This window comes from Bradyrhizobium semiaridum, assembly GCF_020329505.1.
Lineage (GTDB): Bacteria > Pseudomonadota > Alphaproteobacteria > Rhizobiales > Xanthobacteraceae > Bradyrhizobium > Bradyrhizobium semiaridum.
Genome location: NZ_JAGKJJ010000017.1, coordinates 67317 through 83416, shown reverse-complemented (window position 1 = coordinate 83416; position 16100 = coordinate 67317). Strand labels below are relative to the sequence as shown.

At 64.9% G+C, this 16100-nt stretch carries 19 protein-coding genes; 4 read left to right on the top strand and 15 right to left on the bottom strand.

What is annotated here, in order from left to right:
* Positions 1-5: 5 nt before the first annotated feature.
* The 3 genes from J6500_RS19875 to J6500_RS19865 form a co-directional block, all read right to left on the bottom strand.
* Complete coding sequence (locus J6500_RS19875) at positions 6-551, bottom strand: hypothetical protein (protein WP_225714380.1); 546 nt, start codon at positions 549-551, stop codon at positions 6-8.
* Positions 552-719: 168 nt separating this feature from the next.
* Positions 720-1394 (bottom strand): DUF429 domain-containing protein, encoded by a 675-nt coding sequence (locus J6500_RS19870; protein WP_225714379.1) that lies wholly within the window; start codon positions 1392-1394, stop codon positions 720-722.
* Positions 1391-3046 carry a fumarate hydratase gene (locus J6500_RS19865; protein ID WP_225714378.1) on the bottom strand — a complete coding sequence of 552 codons (1656 nt, stop codon included), beginning with the start codon at positions 3044-3046 and terminating at the stop codon, positions 1391-1393. Before J6500_RS19865 ends, J6500_RS19870 begins: the two co-directional genes overlap by 4 nt.
* A gap of 245 nt (positions 3047-3291) precedes the next feature.
* Between J6500_RS19865 and J6500_RS19860 the strand changes: the two genes are divergently transcribed.
* The gene (locus J6500_RS19860; RefSeq protein WP_225714377.1) at positions 3292-3615 is read left to right on the top strand and encodes a Kazal-type serine protease inhibitor family protein; all 324 of its coding nucleotides are present in this window, start codon (positions 3292-3294) and stop codon (positions 3613-3615) included.
* A 188-nt stretch (positions 3616-3803) separates the two neighbouring features.
* Positions 3804-4295, top strand: coding sequence for a hypothetical protein (locus J6500_RS19855; RefSeq protein WP_225714467.1), 492 nt, complete (start codon positions 3804-3806; stop codon positions 4293-4295).
* Between the two features lie 4 nt (positions 4296-4299).
* Here J6500_RS19855 and J6500_RS19850 read toward each other — a convergent pair whose 3' ends face one another.
* Both J6500_RS19850 and J6500_RS19845 read right to left on the bottom strand, forming a co-directional pair.
* Positions 4300-4740 (bottom strand): SRPBCC family protein, encoded by a 441-nt coding sequence (locus J6500_RS19850; RefSeq protein WP_225714376.1) that lies wholly within the window; start codon positions 4738-4740, stop codon positions 4300-4302.
* Positions 4740-5066 (bottom strand): ArsR/SmtB family transcription factor, encoded by a 327-nt coding sequence (locus J6500_RS19845; RefSeq protein WP_225714375.1) that lies wholly within the window; start codon positions 5064-5066, stop codon positions 4740-4742. The genes J6500_RS19850 and J6500_RS19845 overlap by 1 nt, the downstream gene beginning before the upstream one ends.
* A gap of 146 nt (positions 5067-5212) precedes the next feature.
* On the opposite strand from J6500_RS19845, the gene J6500_RS19840 reads away from it, so the two are divergent.
* The gene (locus tag J6500_RS19840) at positions 5213-5887 is read left to right on the top strand and encodes a methyltransferase family protein (protein ID WP_225714374.1); all 675 of its coding nucleotides are present in this window, start codon (positions 5213-5215) and stop codon (positions 5885-5887) included.
* Positions 5888-5908: 21 nt separating this feature from the next.
* Positions 5909-6268, top strand: a complete 360-nt coding sequence (locus J6500_RS19835; RefSeq protein WP_225714373.1) for a GFA family protein — start codon at positions 5909-5911, stop codon at positions 6266-6268.
* 148 nt (positions 6269-6416) lie between these two features.
* On the opposite strand, the gene J6500_RS19830 is transcribed toward J6500_RS19835, so the two are convergent.
* The 10 genes from J6500_RS19830 to flgB all read right to left on the bottom strand — a co-directional run bounded on the left by J6500_RS19830 (position 6417) and on the right by flgB (position 16015).
* Positions 6417-7124, bottom strand: a complete 708-nt coding sequence (locus J6500_RS19830; protein WP_225714372.1) for a glutathione S-transferase — start codon at positions 7122-7124, stop codon at positions 6417-6419.
* Positions 7125-7524: 400 nt separating this feature from the next.
* Positions 7525-8202, bottom strand: coding sequence for a lectin (locus J6500_RS19825; protein WP_225714371.1), 678 nt, complete (start codon positions 8200-8202; stop codon positions 7525-7527).
* Between the two features lie 150 nt (positions 8203-8352).
* The gene (locus J6500_RS19820; RefSeq protein ID WP_225714370.1) at positions 8353-9315 is read right to left on the bottom strand and encodes a Tim44 domain-containing protein; all 963 of its coding nucleotides are present in this window, start codon (positions 9313-9315) and stop codon (positions 8353-8355) included.
* Between the two features lie 417 nt (positions 9316-9732).
* Positions 9733-12315, bottom strand: coding sequence for a cell cycle histidine kinase CckA (gene cckA / locus J6500_RS19815; protein ID WP_225714466.1), 2583 nt, complete (start codon positions 12313-12315; stop codon positions 9733-9735).
* Positions 12316-12457: 142 nt separating this feature from the next.
* Complete coding sequence (flhB, locus tag J6500_RS19810) at positions 12458-13531, bottom strand: flagellar biosynthesis protein FlhB (protein WP_225714369.1); 1074 nt, start codon at positions 13529-13531, stop codon at positions 12458-12460.
* A gap of 8 nt (positions 13532-13539) precedes the next feature.
* Positions 13540-14310, bottom strand: coding sequence for a flagellar biosynthetic protein FliR (gene fliR, locus J6500_RS19805; RefSeq protein WP_225714368.1), 771 nt, complete (start codon positions 14308-14310; stop codon positions 13540-13542).
* A gap of 118 nt (positions 14311-14428) precedes the next feature.
* Complete coding sequence (gene fliQ / locus J6500_RS19800) at positions 14429-14692, bottom strand: flagellar biosynthesis protein FliQ (protein WP_225714367.1); 264 nt, start codon at positions 14690-14692, stop codon at positions 14429-14431.
* Between the two features lie 124 nt (positions 14693-14816).
* Complete coding sequence (fliE, locus tag J6500_RS19795) at positions 14817-15128, bottom strand: flagellar hook-basal body complex protein FliE (protein ID WP_225714366.1); 312 nt, start codon at positions 15126-15128, stop codon at positions 14817-14819.
* A 30-nt stretch (positions 15129-15158) separates the two neighbouring features.
* The gene (flgC, locus tag J6500_RS19790) at positions 15159-15584 is read right to left on the bottom strand and encodes a flagellar basal body rod protein FlgC (RefSeq protein ID WP_225714365.1); all 426 of its coding nucleotides are present in this window, start codon (positions 15582-15584) and stop codon (positions 15159-15161) included.
* 20 nt (positions 15585-15604) lie between these two features.
* The gene (gene flgB / locus J6500_RS19785) at positions 15605-16015 is read right to left on the bottom strand and encodes a flagellar basal body rod protein FlgB (protein ID WP_225714364.1); all 411 of its coding nucleotides are present in this window, start codon (positions 16013-16015) and stop codon (positions 15605-15607) included.
* Between the last annotated feature and the right edge of the window lie 85 nt (positions 16016-16100).

Here is a 16100-nt window from a genome sequence, read left to right as displayed (position 1 = left end):
GTCGATCAATCGTCGACGCGGAATACGAGGCCCGACCCGAGGCCGCCACGCTGCACGTTGCAGACCGTGTCCTTGCCCGGACCGACGCGCTGGACGTCGAACTTGCGGCCTTCGAGAATTGCGGCGACCTGCTCCTGCACCGCCGGACGCAGCGGCTGGTTGAAAGCGGGCCGCTTGTAGAATTGCGAGCCGTCATACATCTCGCCGTTGCCGGCCGGAGGAATCCGGATCTCGACCTTGGTCTGCTTCTCCTTGAACGGCGTCAGCACGGCGGTGAATTGCACCACCTCGCGGCCGCTGCTGTGTACCTTCCAGGTGACCTGGCGGTCGGGGACGCCGACCGGCGTCACATGAATGAGAATGCCGCATTGCTTGGCGTAGACCATGTCGGCAAGCTTGTCGGCGAACAGGCGCTGATAGGCTTCGCTGACGCTGATGTCATAGACGCCCGGCGGCCGCTCTTCCTTGCAGCCGGCAAGGCCAAGCGCTGCAAGGAGCGCGCTGAAGACAAGCGCCACCGATCCGATCCGCTGCATCGTCGATTGTGTCATGCCGCCCCCCTGCTCATTCCTTCGGCAGGATGGCGCGCAGGGTCGGCGAGAAAGATTAAGGCTCCTTCGCGGAATTCAGTTGCTTTCTTTGCGAGCTGCAACCTGGCACGCGCCAAAACGTCGCAGCCGCATCGTGGTTAATACAAGGGATATGGCCTGAGGGCGCTGTCAGAACCAGATCTGCATCGGCAGGCCGTGCGCGTCCATCGGCGGCGTCCCCACGGGAACGCAGCCGAACGGTTCGCGCGCGGCAATCGCCACGGCGCAAGCATCCAGCACGTCGTCGCGCTTGGCGCCGGTGCCGATCCTCGCCTCGGTGAGCCAGCGATCGAGCGTGCGAAAGCCGGCGCACTTGAGCAGGCTGCAGCGGAGGGCATCACCCTCCTCCGACTTTTTCGGCGCCAGCGGCTTGCCGCCGTTCAGCCGCAGGAACACCAGTTCGGGATGCACCTCGCGGAGGTCGCGCCCGGCATTGGCGCGGAGGAACGCATCCACTTCCATGATCTTGTTGCCGAGATGCCAGAGCTGGCGCGAGACCTTCGTCTGACCGCGGCGCCCTGCTGCCGCATTCGCCTTGTCGGGATCGGAAAACTCCTGCCACAGCCAGCGCCGCGCGCCGGTGAAGACGCGCGACGTGTGCGGGCGCAGGCGTTGACGGGCGAGACGATCGCAGCAGCGCTCGCCGTCGTCGGTCATGCCGATCGGGATGTCGATCCCGGCGCGGTCGAACGGATGCGCCAGCGCGTCCGCAATGTCGGTGTGGAAGGAGATTGTCCGCCGGTCGCCGTCGATCGAGACGGCGACCCAGCCTTTGAAAAATCCGTCGAGGCCGACCGTCCTCAACCGAGGTTCAGTTCCTTGAAGAAGTCGTTGCCCTTGTCATCGATGATGATGAAGGCGGGGAAGTCGACCACCTCGATGCGCCAGATCGCTTCCATGCCGAGTTCGGGATACTCGACCACCTCGACCTTCTTGATGCAGTGCTCGGCGAGGTTCGCCGCGGCGCCGCCGATCGAGCCGAGATAGAAGCCGCCGTGCTTCTTGCAGGCCTCGCGCACCGCGACTGCGCGGTTGCCCTTGGCGACCATCACCATCGAGCCGCCGGCGGCCTGGAACTGGTCGACGAAGGAGTCCATGCGTCCCGCTGTGGTCGGGCCGAACGCGCCGGAGGCGTAGCCATCGGGCGTCTTGGCGGGACCGGCGTAGTAGACCGGATGGTTCTTGAAGTAATCCGGCAGCGGCTCGCCCCTCTCCAGCCGCTCGCGCAGTTTTGCGTGCGCGGAGTCGCGCGCCACGATCATGGTGCCGGTCATCGAGACGCGGGTCTTGATCGGGTACTGCGACAGCGTCGCGAGGATCTCCTTCATCGGCTTGTTGAGGTCGATCTTGACGACCTCGCCGCCGAGCGACTGCTCGACCGCGGGCAGATACTGCGCCGGATTGTGCTCGAGCTCCTCGAGATAGACGCCGTCCCTGGTGATCTTGCCGAGCACCTGGCGGTCGGCCGAGCAGGAGACGCCGAGCCCGATCGGCAGCGAGGCGCCGTGGCGTGGCATCCGGATCACGCGCACGTCGTGGCAGAAGTATTTGCCGCCGAACTGCGCGCCGACGCCGAGCGACTGCGTCATCTTCAAAATTTCCTGCTCCATCTCGAGATCGCGGAACGCATTGCCGTCCGGCGAACCGTGGGTCGGCAGCGCGTCGAGATAGCGCGCGGACGCGAGCTTCACGGTCTTCATGCAGAGCTCGGCCGAGGTGCCGCCGATCACGATCGCAAGGTGGTACGGCGGACACGCCGCGGTGCCGAGCGTCAGCACCTTCTCCTTCAGGAACGCCAGCAGACGGTCCCTGGTCAGGACGGACGGCGTCGCCTGGAACAGGAAGCTCTTGTTGGCGCTGCCGCCGCCCTTGGCCATGAACATGAACTTGTAGGCGTCATCACCCTCGGCGTAGATCTCGCACTGCGCCGGCATGTTGTTGGCGGTGTTCTTTTCCTCATACATCGACAGCGGCGCCACCTGCGAATAGCGCAGATTGCGGCGCAGATAGGCGTCGCGCGCACCTTCGGACAGCGCGGCCTCGTCGTCGCCGTCGGTGATGACGTTGCAGCCCTTCTTGCCCATGATGATCGCGGTACCGGTGTCCTGGCACATCGGCAGCACGCCGCCTGCCGCGATGTTGGCATTCTTCAGGAAGTCGAAGGCGACGAACTTGTCGTTGTCGCTGGCTTCCTTGTCCTCGAGGATGCTGCGGAGCTGCTTCAGGTGCCCCGGCCGCAGATAGTGGTTGATGTCGCCGAACGCGGCCTCGGACAGCGCCCGCAGCGCCTCGCGCGACACCACCAGCATGTCCTTGCCCAGCACCTTCTCGACCCGGACGCCCTCGCTGGTGACCTTCTTGTAGGGCGTGGTATCCGCGCCAAGCGGGAACAGCGGCGTGTGCTTGTAGGGCGGAACGGGCTTCTGCTGGTCGGGGAAGGCGGTGGGGGCGTTCATGGGCTTCTCTTTGGCTACTTCGTTCGATTCGATAGGCCGTATCGGCCACAGTAGGGCCGGCGGCAATATAGAGCCGTTCTAAGCCTTTTGCCGACAAAGGGAAGGAACAAGGCTCCTGAAACGCCCACGGAACGCTCATGGCTCCCGGTCGCCTCGCGCAGCAATCCATGTGCGATTTATCACATCTATACAATCTAAGGTCGTGCTATGACAGACTTCCAATGCACCGATCAAGAGAGGCCATCATGAAGACCGGGCTTTTCGCGTCGGTCGCGGCGCTGGCGTTGCTGATCGCGATCCCCTCCGCCGCCAATGCCGCCGGCCAGCAGTGCGGCGGCATCGTTCCGCTGCAGTGCGGGTCCGACGAGTTCTGCCAGTTCAAGCCGGGCACATGCGGCCGCGCCGACCTGATGGGCATCTGCGCGCACAAGCCGACGGTCTGCACCAGGATCTTCAAGCCGGTGTGCGGCTGTGACGGCAAGACCTACGGCAATGATTGCGAGCGCCAGGCCGCCGGCGTCTCCAAGCTGCACAACGGCAGTGCAAGAATCCGGCCTACTAAAGCATAATCCGGAAAAGTGCGAAGCGGTTTTCCGAAAAGATCATGCTCAAACAGACAGCTAAAGCGTGATGACGGTTCGATCAAATCTCATCGCGCTTTAGGCTGCGTGACTGCGTCACGCAGTCACGGCACATATTGACGCGCTGCGCCGGAGCCTGCATGAACCTTCGCGCATTTCATGCCGCGGGGGACTTCATGACGGGATCGTTGCGCCGACATTTGCCGGGGAGCACCGGCTCCCTTCTGCCGGCCGCGCTGCTGGCGCTGGCCGCGAGCTTCGCCGCCGCGCCGGCGCACGCCGATGCCTGTGCCGATATCGCCAAGCAGCTCGCCAGCCAGATCGACGGGCTGAAGGTCAATTTCACCGCGGCCAACATCACCTATCTGAAGCACCCGGCGGCCAGGGAGCTGTCGATCGGCTGCCGCGGAAAGGACTATTCGACCGAGCTCTACGCCAAGACCGACCGCAAGATGAAGCCGGAGTTCTTCAACCTGGTCGGCGCGGCCACCGCGCTGATCTTCACCGTGCCAAAGGACGATGCCACGACCGGCACCTCGCGCTGCCTGAAGCGGATGGGCATCCTGCGCGGCAACACCATCACGATGCGCTATCGCCGTCTCAACCTCGAATGCACGCGCACCAGGACGGAGGCCTCGATCACGGTCCGCCGCGGCAAGGACGAGTGAGCCGTCAGGTCTCCGCGGCGACCCGCCCGATCGCATCGACGATCTTGCCCCAGCCCGGGCTCATCATGTCGAACGCGTAGCGGTTGCCGGGGAAGACGAAGCCGTCATGCACCATGCGCACTTTCGTGCCGCCCTCGACCGGTGTCAGCGTCCAGGTCACGACCGTGTCGAGCTTCGAGCCGTATTCCGGATTGGTGTCGGCACCGCCCTTCCAGGAATAGCGCAGCAAGCGCGGCGGCTCGCAGGCGAGCACCTCGCAGTGCACGACACCATCCCAATCGCCGATCGGCCGCGTGCGGAAGTTGAATTTGTGGCCGACGGTCGGCTGGAAATCGTTCGGCATCAGCCATTTCACCAATAGCTCGCTCGTGGTCAGCGTGCGCCAGATCCTGTCGACGGCGTAGGGCAGCACCTTCTCGACCGTGATCGCGTGCGTCTCGCTCATCACTCACTCCCCTTCAGCAGCTTCTCGAGATTTTCGAAGCGCTCCTGCCAGAACGTCTGGTAGTGGCCGAGCCAGTCGATCAGCGGTCCGAGCCCCTTCGGCGCGACGCGATAGTGGATGTGCCGGCCCTCGCGCCGCTCGGCGACCAGCCCGGCATCGCGCAGCGCGCGCAGATGCTGCGATACCGCCGGCTGCGAGACCTTCGATCCCTGCACCAGCCAGGTCGCGGCGACCTCGCCTTCCCGCGCGATCCGCTCGAACACCGCGCGACGCGTCGGGTCCGCGAGGGTCTTCAGCACATTGGTCAGTTGCGTGGTTGTGGTCATGAAAATATATAAGCAACAGCTTATATGAATGTCAACGCCGAGACGATGCGGGAACGCCTTATGCGCTCCGAAAGTTGATATCGGCGCTCGCATGTTCGCCGGGAAAAGAGTGCGATAGTCGCAGACGGAATCGCGCGGAGCCGCCAATGATCGCAAAGCTCCTCCTGCAAAACACCTGCTTCGTCATCGGCATGGGCGCGCTGCTGTTCGCCGCCGCCGGCACGCTGGATTGGCTTGGCGCGTGGATCTACCTGATCGCCTCCGCGGTGATCGGTCCGGCCTGCGGGCTGTGGCTTGCCAGGACCGATCCCGCCCTGCTCGCCGAGCGCATGCGGTTCACCGCGCGCGAAGGCCAGCCCACCGCGGACAAGTATTTCGTGGCAGCGATCATGGTTGCGATCGTCCTCTGGCTCATCGTCATGGGGCTCGATCGGCGTTTTGAGGGCGGTAACGCCGGCGCGCCGGTCATGCTGCTTGGCCTCGCGCTCTATGCGCTCTCGACCGTGCTCATCCTCTGGGTGTTCCACACCAACTCCTTCGCCGCCCCGGTCGTGAAGGTGCAGACCGAGCGCGACCATCAGGTGATCTCGAGCGGCCCCTATGCGCTGGTGCGCCACCCGATGTACACGAGCGTCATGCTGTTCTTTATCGGCGTGCCGCTCATGCTCGGATCCTGGTGGGGCCTCGCCTTCGTGCCGCTGTTCTTCGCCATGTTCGCGGTCCGCACGCGGATCGAGGAGCGCGCACTGGTCGCCGGGCTCAACGGCTATGCCGATTACACGGCGCGGGTGCGCTATCGCCTCGTGCCGGGACTCTGGTGAAAGCGCTGTAGTGAGGTGACGATGTCAGAAAGCAAGACCTACACCGGCGGCTGCCATTGCGGCCAGGTGCGCTTCGAATGCACCACCGACCTGGCGATGGTGACGGCCTGCAACTGCTCGATCTGCACCAAGAAGGGCCTGCACTTCGCCTTCCTGCCGCCCGCGAGTTTCCAGCTTCGTGCCGGAGCCGAGAACCTGAAGGAATATCTGTTCAACCGGCACGCCATCCACCACCAGCTCTGCATCGATTGCGGCGTGGAGGTGTTCGCCCGCGGCAAGAAGCCCGACGGCACCGACATGGTCGCGCTGAATGTCAGCTGCATCGACGGAATCGACCTGTCGAAGATCGCGATGACGCCGGTGGACGGAAGGAGCCATTAAATGCAACGATCTCCGTCATTCCGGGATGCGCCGGAGGCGCAGACCTCAGATGCGCAATTGCGCATCGGGGAATCCATCATGCCGCGAGTCCGTGCTGAGAAATGGATTCCGGGTTCGCCGCCTTCGCGGCGCCCCGGAATGACAGTATCTAGACGTCCAGCGCCTTGTAGCGCCGGAAAATCCCCTCCTCGTTGAACGGGATCCGCCGCTCGCTGGCGAGATACGCCTTGATGTTCGGCCGCTCGGCGACGCGGTCGCGCAACGCGATCAGGCGCGGAATTTTCTTCTCGAATGCCGCCATGCGCCTGGGGAACGCGTAGCGCAGGCCCTCGACGATCTGGAACAGCGACAGGTCGGCGTAGGTGACAGGGCGGCCGGTGACGAAGGCGCCACCACCCGCCTCAACCAGGTCCTCGAAATAGCCGAGATATTTCGGCACGCGCGAGTCCCAGAATTCCGCGGTGCGCTTCTTCGCCGGCGCCTTCTGGTCCTCGTAGTAAAGCGACGGCCCGAGCGGATGATGGGTGTCGTGAATCTCCAGCACGAGATCGGCGATCGTGAGCTGCAGCTGGTGCACCCACAGTCTGCCGCCTTCCGTCTTCGGTGCGAGACCGTGGCGGGCGCCGAGATAGAGCAGGATGTTGGCGGTCTGCCCGATCACCAGCTTGCCGGACTTCAGGAACGGCGGCGCGAATGGCGGCGTGCCCTCGTGCGTCTCCATCATCTTCGTCATCGCGTCCATGCCGGCCTTGCCGCGCGCAACATCATCGTAAGCGGCACCGGCATCCTCCAGCGCGAGCCTGACATATTCGCCGCGGCCCTGGATCATCGGCCAGTAGTAAAGCTGATAGCGCATCCATTCACCTCCACGGCGTCCCGCGCCGCCTGCGATTTCGCAGCGATCGTAGCCGTGCCGTCATCACGCCGTCCAGCGCACACGGGCCATCTGCGCGAACCGCACAGGGGCCGCTAAGGTTCCAATGTCGAATCCTTCGACAGGAAATCATCTCATGGCGGATAGCAAGACGAAGCGAATGGCTTGAGCGACCGCTGCAAACAAACGGCGCCGTTCAGAGACGGCCATTAGCCTATCCCCGTGGTTGCAAGCGAAGCGACTTGTCCGCCGAAGCCTTGGCGAAGGTGGAAGCAATCCATTGCACCGCATATGAGGATGGATGGATTGCTTCGTCGCTGCGCTCGTCGCAATGACGAAGTTCATAGGCTCGCGCACGCTCGGACGACGTCCCGCGCTCGCCTCAATTCGCCGCGAAGCAGTACATCAGGCCGTCGCCGCCGGTGCTTTTCAGATCCGCCTGCGAGCAGCCGCCGTCAGGACCGCGCGATGGGTGCGACGTGTTCCAGGATTTTGACGGCTCGTCGTCGCGCAAGCCCTTGCGGTCGAAGTGCCCGACCATGGCGGCGCCCTGCGTGCTGCTTGTCCAGTTCTTGCAGGTGCGGTCCTCGCCGGCCGCAAACGCGGTGCCGTCCGCCTGCGATCCCGTCAGCACGTCGTGGCGGTTCGGCGTGTCGCCGGCGCCGTTGATGACGTCGCCTTTCTCGGACAGCGCGGTTTGCTTGGTGAGATTGTTGCCGGCGCTGTGCAGATCGGCGACGTCCTTGGCGATCACGACGCCCTTCACGTTCTTCCAGGGACCGTTGCCGATGCGATCGCGGGCATTCACCGCGGGCTTGCCGTCGGCGGCTTGCGTCGACAGATAGGCCCGCCAAGTCTTCGGCGCGCCGAACCCTGCGGCCTGCGCCAGTGTCTGGCAGTGATTGTCGGCGCCGGCGAGCCCGCCGAGATTGCCGCCATTGCCGATGCCGGTGCTGGTGAGGAAGAAGCTGGTGTCGGCGGTCTGCGCCACCGCAGGCGGCGCGGCCGCGATGACAAACGCAAGACATGCAGGAACCGCAATCAGAGCCTCGATCTTCATGTCATCCTCCCGATGGCTGTATAAGTCCGCTGAGATCAACCCACGGCTTCGGCGGATATTCCCTTGCCGCGCTGTACCAATGAAACCTCCAAAACAAAAGCGCCGCGGGGTGAGCCGCGGCGCCTTGCATGTTCGGTGATCGGCAATCGATCAGTTGGTCTGCTGGATCGCCGAAAGTTCCCAATTGCCGCCGCGCCGGCGCACGAACGTCCAGACCTCCGTGACTTCCTGCGGCTGCTCGCCACCGCCGACCAGCCGGCCGGTGCCGCGCTCGAGCATGGTGTCGACCAGCGAGAAGCGCATCGCGACCGTGGCATATTCGCTCTCGCCTTCGCGCCAGGCTTCCGCGAGGTCGCCCTGCAGCAGCTTCACCGAGGTCACCTTGTTGGTGACGTTGCGCGCCTTGTTCTCCTCGAGATCCTTCGAGAAGTACGACACCATCTCCGGCGTCGCGAGCGTGTGCAGCTTCGCGATGTCCTCGTTCGACCACGCGGTCTGGATTTCGCCGAGCAGCCGCTCGAACGCCTCATAGTCGGCGGGCGCGATCTCGACCGGCGCATTGGCGCCGCCGCCGAGACCGAACCCGAAGCCGGAACGATAGTTCGGCTGCGCGCCCGGGCCGACGTCAGGGCCGCCGGCATAGGCCGGGGCCGGCGCGTTGCGGCGCTGCCACCACGACATCGCAAGCCGGACCACCAGCACGATCAGGCCGATCTGCAGCAGCAGGCCGAGGATCGACGACAGGCCGCCGAGGCCGGAGAACAGACCGCCGCCGAACAGCATGCCGAACAGGCCGGCGCCGAGGAAGCCGGCGGCGAGGCCGCCGAGCAGACCGCGGCCCATGCCGCCACGGCCGAACAGGCCGCCGGAGTTGGCTGCGGCCGGCGCGCCCATGTTGGGGCTGCCGGGCTGGCTGAAGGTACGGTTCATCGGCGCGGCCGTGCCCGGCGCGGTGTTGGTCGAGGGCGGTGCGGAGAAGGTGCGCGAGCCGCGCGAGCCGCCGCCACCGACGCGTGCATCGGCCGCCGAAACGGTCATCACCACGGGCAGCGCCAGCGCCATCGCGACGGCGATCGCCCGAACCATTCCACGCGTGCGTTGCGAGAAATTCATATCGGTTTCCTCAAAGGATTCCCCGCCATGGGGAAGCGCCCCTAAGATGGGCAGGGCCGGTCAAAAGTGAAGCAGGAAACCGGAACCATGGCTGCGGCCCTCGGTCGCGGAGATGTGACACTATGGTCCTTGTGGCTGCGACAGCGTGTCCTATCAGCGTTGTTCGGGAAGGCAAGCTGCTCGGCCCCGTCGCAATGACGGCATGGAACCTTGGCCGCGCCACATGTTCAGTGTCGTCCCGGCGAAGGCCGGGACCCATAACCACAAATGTTGATTGCTCCGCGAAGGTGGAACGACGAGTCCCCTCACAACAACCGCTGCGGAGTATGGGTCCTGGCCTTCGCCGGGACGACACCGTGAATGTTGCCCGTGGACGATCCGTTGATCCGCAAAGATGCGGCCGCAGCTTCCCTGCGCCTACTTCGCGACCATGGTTTCCTTCACCGCGGCGACCAGCTGGGTCAGCGTGAACGGTTTCGGCAGGAACGCGAACTGCTGGTTCTCGGGCAGGCTCTTCTCGAACGCGTCCTCGGCATAGCCGGAGACGAAGATGATCTTCAGCTCCGGATTGCGGCCGCGCATTTCCTTGAGCAGCGTCGGTCCGTCCATCTCCGGCATCACGACGTCGGAGACGACGAGATCGACGGCGCCGTCCTTCTCCTCGAACGCCTCCAGCGCCTCGATGCCGTTAGCGGCCTCGATCACGCTGTAGCCGCGCGAGCGCAGGCCGCGCGCGTTCAGCGCACGCAGGCCTTCCTCGTCCTCCACCAGGAGGATAGTGCCCTGTCCGGTAAGATCCGGCTTTGGCTTGGCAGCTTCGGCGACCGCGGCGGCGTCCTTGGCCGCGCCGTTGCCGGCCAGCGCCTCGGCCACAACCTCCTGCTCGGCGTGATGCCGCGGCAGGAAGATGCGGAACGTGGTGCCTTCACCGGGCACCGAATCGACATAGACGAAGCCGCCGGTCTGCTTGACGATGCCGTAGACCGTGGAGAGGCCGAGGCCGGTGCCCTTGCCGACTTCCTTGGTCGAGAAGAACGGCTCGAAGATCTTGTCGATGATCTCGGCGGGAATGCCGGTGCCGGTGTCGGAGATCTCGATCTTCACATAGTCCGCCGCTGGCATGCCCTTGTTGGCGAGCTGCGCCGCTTCCTCGGTCGGCACGTTGCCGGTGCGGATGATCAGCTTGCCGCCGTCGGGCATCGCATCGCGCGCGTTGACCGCGAGGTTGACCACCACCTGCTCGAACTGCGAGACGTCGACCTTCACCGGCCACAGGTCGCGGCCGTGCACGAGGTCGAGCTTGACCTTCTCGCCGATCAGCCGGCGCAGCAGCATGGTGAGGTCGCTCAAGGCATCGCCGAGGTCGAGCACCTGCGGCCGCAGCGTCTGGCGGCGCGAGAACGCGAGCAGCTGACGCACCAGCGTCGCCGCGCGGGTCGCGTTCTGCTTGATCTGCATGATGTCCTGGAACGACGGATCGGTCGGCTTGTGCGCGTTGAGCAGGAAGTCGTTCGCCATCATGATGGCCGACAGCACGTTGTTGAAGTCGTGCGCGATGCCGCCGGCGAGCTGGCCGACCATCTCCATCTTCTGCGACTGGTTGATCTGGTTCTCCAGCGCGCGCCGCTCGGTGGTCTCGAGCATGTAGACGATCGCGGTCTCGGCGTCGCGCTCGTCCTTGCCGACGGTGGTGACGAAGAACTGGGCGAAGCGTTCCTTGGCGCTGTCCAGCATCACCTCGACCGGCTGGATATCGCCCTGCCCTTCGGCGGCCTGGTTGATCGCGGCGATCAAGAGGCCCCGGTCGCGCGGATTGACCGCGCGGAAGATCGACTTCGCGGCACCGCCTTCGCCGTTCAGGCCTTGGTTCAGGCCTTGCGCCAGCTTGACGTAGCGGGCATTGGCGCCGACCACGTTGCCGCCGCGATCGACGGTCGCGATCGCCATCGGCGTGTGGTCGAAGAAGCGCATGAAGCGGACCTCGGCGGCGCGCTCCGGATCGGCATGCTCGTCGCGGGCGCGGCTGATCACCAGCGTGCGCGAGGCGCCCGCCGCGCCGTCGGCGCCGAAGGCGAGCTTGTGATAGAGCCGCACCGGCACGGTCTTGCCGCCGCGCATGCGCAGGTCGATGTCGAACACCTCGGTCTTGACCTCGCCCGGCACCGGCTGGATCGCGGCGAGCAGCGCCGCGCCGTCGCCGGAGACGATGTCGGACAGCTTCAGGCCGCCCGAGCCGATCTCGGCGAGGTCGTAGTCCAGCCAGTTCGCCAAGGTCGCGTTGACATAGGCGATCTCGCCGGCCGGATTGACGGAGAAGAAGCCGCACGGCGCGTGGTCGAGATATTCGATCGCGTGCCGCAGCTCCTGAAACACGTCCTCCTGGCGTTCGCGGTCGCGGGTGACGTCGGCGATCGACCACACCGCATATCTTGCGTCGCGCTTGCTCTCACCGAGCGGACGGACCCGCAACCGCAGCCAGCGGCCCTGGCTGCCATCCTGGCCGGCGATGCGGACCTCCTCCTGCTGCCGCTTGCCCTCGCGCGCGGCCTTCAGCAGGCGGAACACCGCCTCTGAGACGTCGGGATTGCCGATGAAGACGCGCTCGACCGGGCGGACCTCCTGCGGCGAGGCCGCGCCGGTCAGCGCCAGATAGGCGGCATTGGAATAGACCACATGGCCGCGCGAATCGGTGACGACCAGCCCCTCCTGGGCGTGATCGGCGATTCGCCCCATCACGGGATCGTCGGTGGCGCGGTCGGAGAAGCGGATGATGCCGGCGGCAAAGGCGAACAGGTTGAACAGCCCGACGGTGGCGAGCAGCGCCAGCACACCGAGGATATAGGGCTGCGCCTGGCTGCGGCCGATGGTCATCAGCCAGACCGCCACCGCGACGATGCCGGCCGCAATCAGCAGCACCAGCAGGATGCTGCCGCCCCTCCGCACCGGCCCGTGAGCCACAAAGGGCTCAGTCGCGGAATGATCGTTGCTGTCGGCGGTCATCTGGAGAGACATGGCTCGTCTGCATCACGAAGGCGCCGGGTCCGGCCGCCTCGCCCCTGAGTGCCTGAATCGGACCCGAAAACGCAAGTCCATCAGGCCGCTATTTCGCAAGTTACGCCCATTTCAAGCGGTTTTCCGCCCCTCACTGTCGGGCCCCCGACAGCCCCCGCCGCAGCCGCATCACATAGCCGATGATTTCGGCAACCGCATGATAGTGCTCGACCGGGATTTCCTGGTCGACTTCGACGGTGGCGTAGAGCGCCCGGGCCAGCGCCACATTCTCGACGATCGGAATGTCGTGCTCCTTGGCGATTTCCCTGATCTTGAAGGCGATGGCGTCGGCGCCCTTGGCGACGCAGACCGGCGCCGTCATGCTGCGGTCGTAGGCCAGCGCCACCGAGAAGTGGGTCGGGTTGGTGATGATCACTGAAGCCTTCGGAACCTGCGCCATCATGCGCTTCTTGGCGCGCTGCACCCTGAGCTGCTTGATCCTGCCCTTGACGTGAGGATCGCCTTCCGACTGCTTGAACTCCTCTTTCATCTCCTGCAGCGACATCTTGTGCCGCTCGTACCAGGTCCGGTACTGGAAGAAATAATCGCCGATCGCCACCGCAGCGAGGATCGCCACCACCGCGGCCATCAGATGCACCGTCATGCTGGTGATGGCGGGCAGCAGCTCCGCGGGATCGACGCGCAGGAACGCTTCCATGCGCATCCGCTCCGGCCACAGCACCACCACCATGACGGCGCCGAGCGCGACCAGCTTGAACAGGCCCTTCAGGAAGTTCGCCACCGCCTGCTTGCCGAACAGCCGCTTGAGGCCGGCGCCCGGCGAGATCTTGGAGAGTTTCGGCTTGAGCTGCTCGCCCGACCACACCAGGCGGTGCTGGATCATGTTGCCGGCGATCGCGGCCAGCGCCAGCATCAGGAACGGCACGGCGACCGCGGCGACCACGGCATAGCCGATCGACTGGGTCAGCTGCATCAGGCCCGGGCCGTCGGTGCGGATCATCCAGGAATTGGCGATCAGGTTGCGCATCGGCATCATGATGCCGCCGCCGACCGAGCCGGAGAACGTCGACAGCACCAGGGTGGCGCCGGCGATGATGAACCAGGTGTTGACCTCCTGGCTCTTGACGACGTCACCCTTCTCGAGCGCCTCATCGAGCTTTTTCTGCGTAGGGTCTTCTGTTTTGTCTTCGGTATCGTCGGCCATCGCGCCCTCTATCTCATGGGTGCGACCTGGCGCATGACGCCGAGGAAGTAGTCGAGATAGGTGCCCATCATCGCAGCGAGGACCACGGCGAAGATCAAAAAGCCGATCATGATCGAGAGCGGCACGCCGACGAAGTAGACCTGCATCTGCGGCATCAGGCGCGCCAGGATGCCGAGCCCGATGTTGAAGACGACACCGAACACCAGGAACGGCGCCGAGAGCTGCAGGCCGATCTTGAAGGCGGCGGCAAAGGCGTTGGTCGCGAGCGCGGCGACGTCGCCGGTCGGCATCAGTTCGCCCGGCGAGAAGATCCGGTAGCTCTCGCTCAGCGCCGCGATGACGAGATAGTGGCTGTCGGTCGCGAACAGCAGCGTCAGGCCCAGGATGGTGAGGAAGTTGCCGATGATCTGGCCCTGCTGGCCCTGGGTCGGATCAACAGCGGTGACGAAGCCGAGCCCGAGCTGCTGGGCGATGATCGAGCCGGCGACGTTGAGCGCCGACAGCGTCACCCGCGCGGTGGCGCCGAGCACGACGCCGATGATCAGTTCATGCACCATCAGCACGCCGAGCGAGCTGATCGAGGTGACGTCGACATGATAGGCGCCCCGATGCAGCGGCAGGATGATCAGCGTCAGCAGCAGCGCGATCGACAGCTTTACCCGCGCCGGGATGTTGGTCTCGCCGAAACCGGGCAGCAGCATCACCATCGCGCCCACGCGCGCGAAGACCAGCACGAAGATGGCGGCCAGCGCCGGCAGTACGGAGACATCGATGCGCATGACCCGGGCACACTAAAGCGGGAAACGATTCGGTCGAAGCGTCGCGTTCCAGCTCCTTGTTTGAGCATGATCCTTTCGGAAAACCGCTTCGCACTTTTCCGGATCATGCTGTAGTGCCTCAACCGCCGATGATTCGCGATGAAATCCGCATCATGTGGCTGTGCAGCGAGTCCGCCATGAACGGCAGCGCCAGCAGTAATGTGACGAAGATCGCGAGGATCTTCGGCACGAAGATCAGGGTCTGCTCCTGGATCTGCGTCAACGCCTGGAACAGTGACACCACGACGCCGACGACGAGGCCGACCACCATCAAGGGCGACGACACGATGACGATGGTCCAGATCGCATCGCGCGCCACATCGAGGGTTTCAGGGCCGGTCATTTCGTTTCTCGCTGTTCTGCTGCGTGCATTCGCGAATGGCGAGTAGCGAATGGCGAATGGCGAATAGGGTAGATCCGCATCGGCGCAGTCCCTATTCGCTATTCGCCACTCGCTATTCGCTTGGTCAGATCGGCATCTTCATGATGTCTTCGTACGCCTGGATCACCCGGTCGCGGACCGAGACCAGCGTCGACACCGCGACGTCGGTCTCTGCGATCGCGGTCACCACATCCATCACATTCGCCTTGCCGGAGGCCATCGCCACGGTCTGCGCATCGGATTTCCTGCCCGCTTCCAGCACGCTGCCGACCGAGTCCTTCAGCAGCGCGCTGAACGACGGGCCGGCGACCGCATTGCCCGCCTTCTCGGCACCGCCCCGCTCCATCATCTTGGCGAGGTTGGCGTAGGCGTTGGCGGCGACTGTCGGTGAAGCCATGATCTGCGATCCCTATCGTTCTTGTCGTCGTCAGGACTTGAGGATGTCGAGCGTGCGCTGGATCATCCGCCGCGTCGCGCTGATGATGTTGAGGTTCGCCTCATAGGAGCGCTGGGCATCCCGCATGTCGGTCATTTCGATCAGCGGATTGACGTTGGGATATTTGACGTTGCCGGAGGCGTCCGCGGCCGGATTGCCCGGCTCGTGCTTGACGCGGAACGACGACTGGTCGGGCCGGATCTTGCCGAGCGTCACCACCTGCGCATCGAGCGTGCGGTCGAGCGTGGAGGAGAAGGTCGGCACCTTGCGGCGGTAGGGATCGCCGCCGGCGCCCTGCGCGGTCGAATCGGCATTCGCGATGTTCTCCGAGATCACCCGCATCCGCCCCGCCTGCGCGCGCAAGCCGGAGGTCGCGATCATCATCGAGCGGGCGAAATCACCTGGTCCGTCTGCCATGGTCTGGTCCTTCCGGCGCTTCAGCGCTTGCCGATCGCGGTCTTCAGCATCCCGAGGCTGCGGGTGTAGAGCGAGGTCACCGCCGCGTAGTCCATCTGGTTGGCGGAGACCTTCATCATCTGCTCCTCCAGATTGACCGCGTTGCCGGCCGGCCGGGTCTGGAAGCCGCTCCTGCCGCGGTCATTATCGAAGGTCTCGGGGGCTCCCGCCGCCGCCATGTGGGTGGCGCTGGTCTGCATCATCGGCAGCGTCCCGACGCCGCCGCCGACCGTGGTGCCGGCCTTGTCGAACTTTGGCTCGATCAGATCGCGCGGCCGGAAGTTCGGCGTGTCGGAATTGGAGATGTTCTCGGCAAGCACGCGCTGGCGTTCCTGGTGCCACTGCATCTTGGTGCGCAGCGCCGACAGGATCGGGAGATCGTTGATGGACATTGACGCGGCTCCGTTAACCTTTGGATGCCCCTTGGGCCGCCCGAGGTAGGCAGAATTTGCCCGGTGTATGGTTAACGCTTGGTTA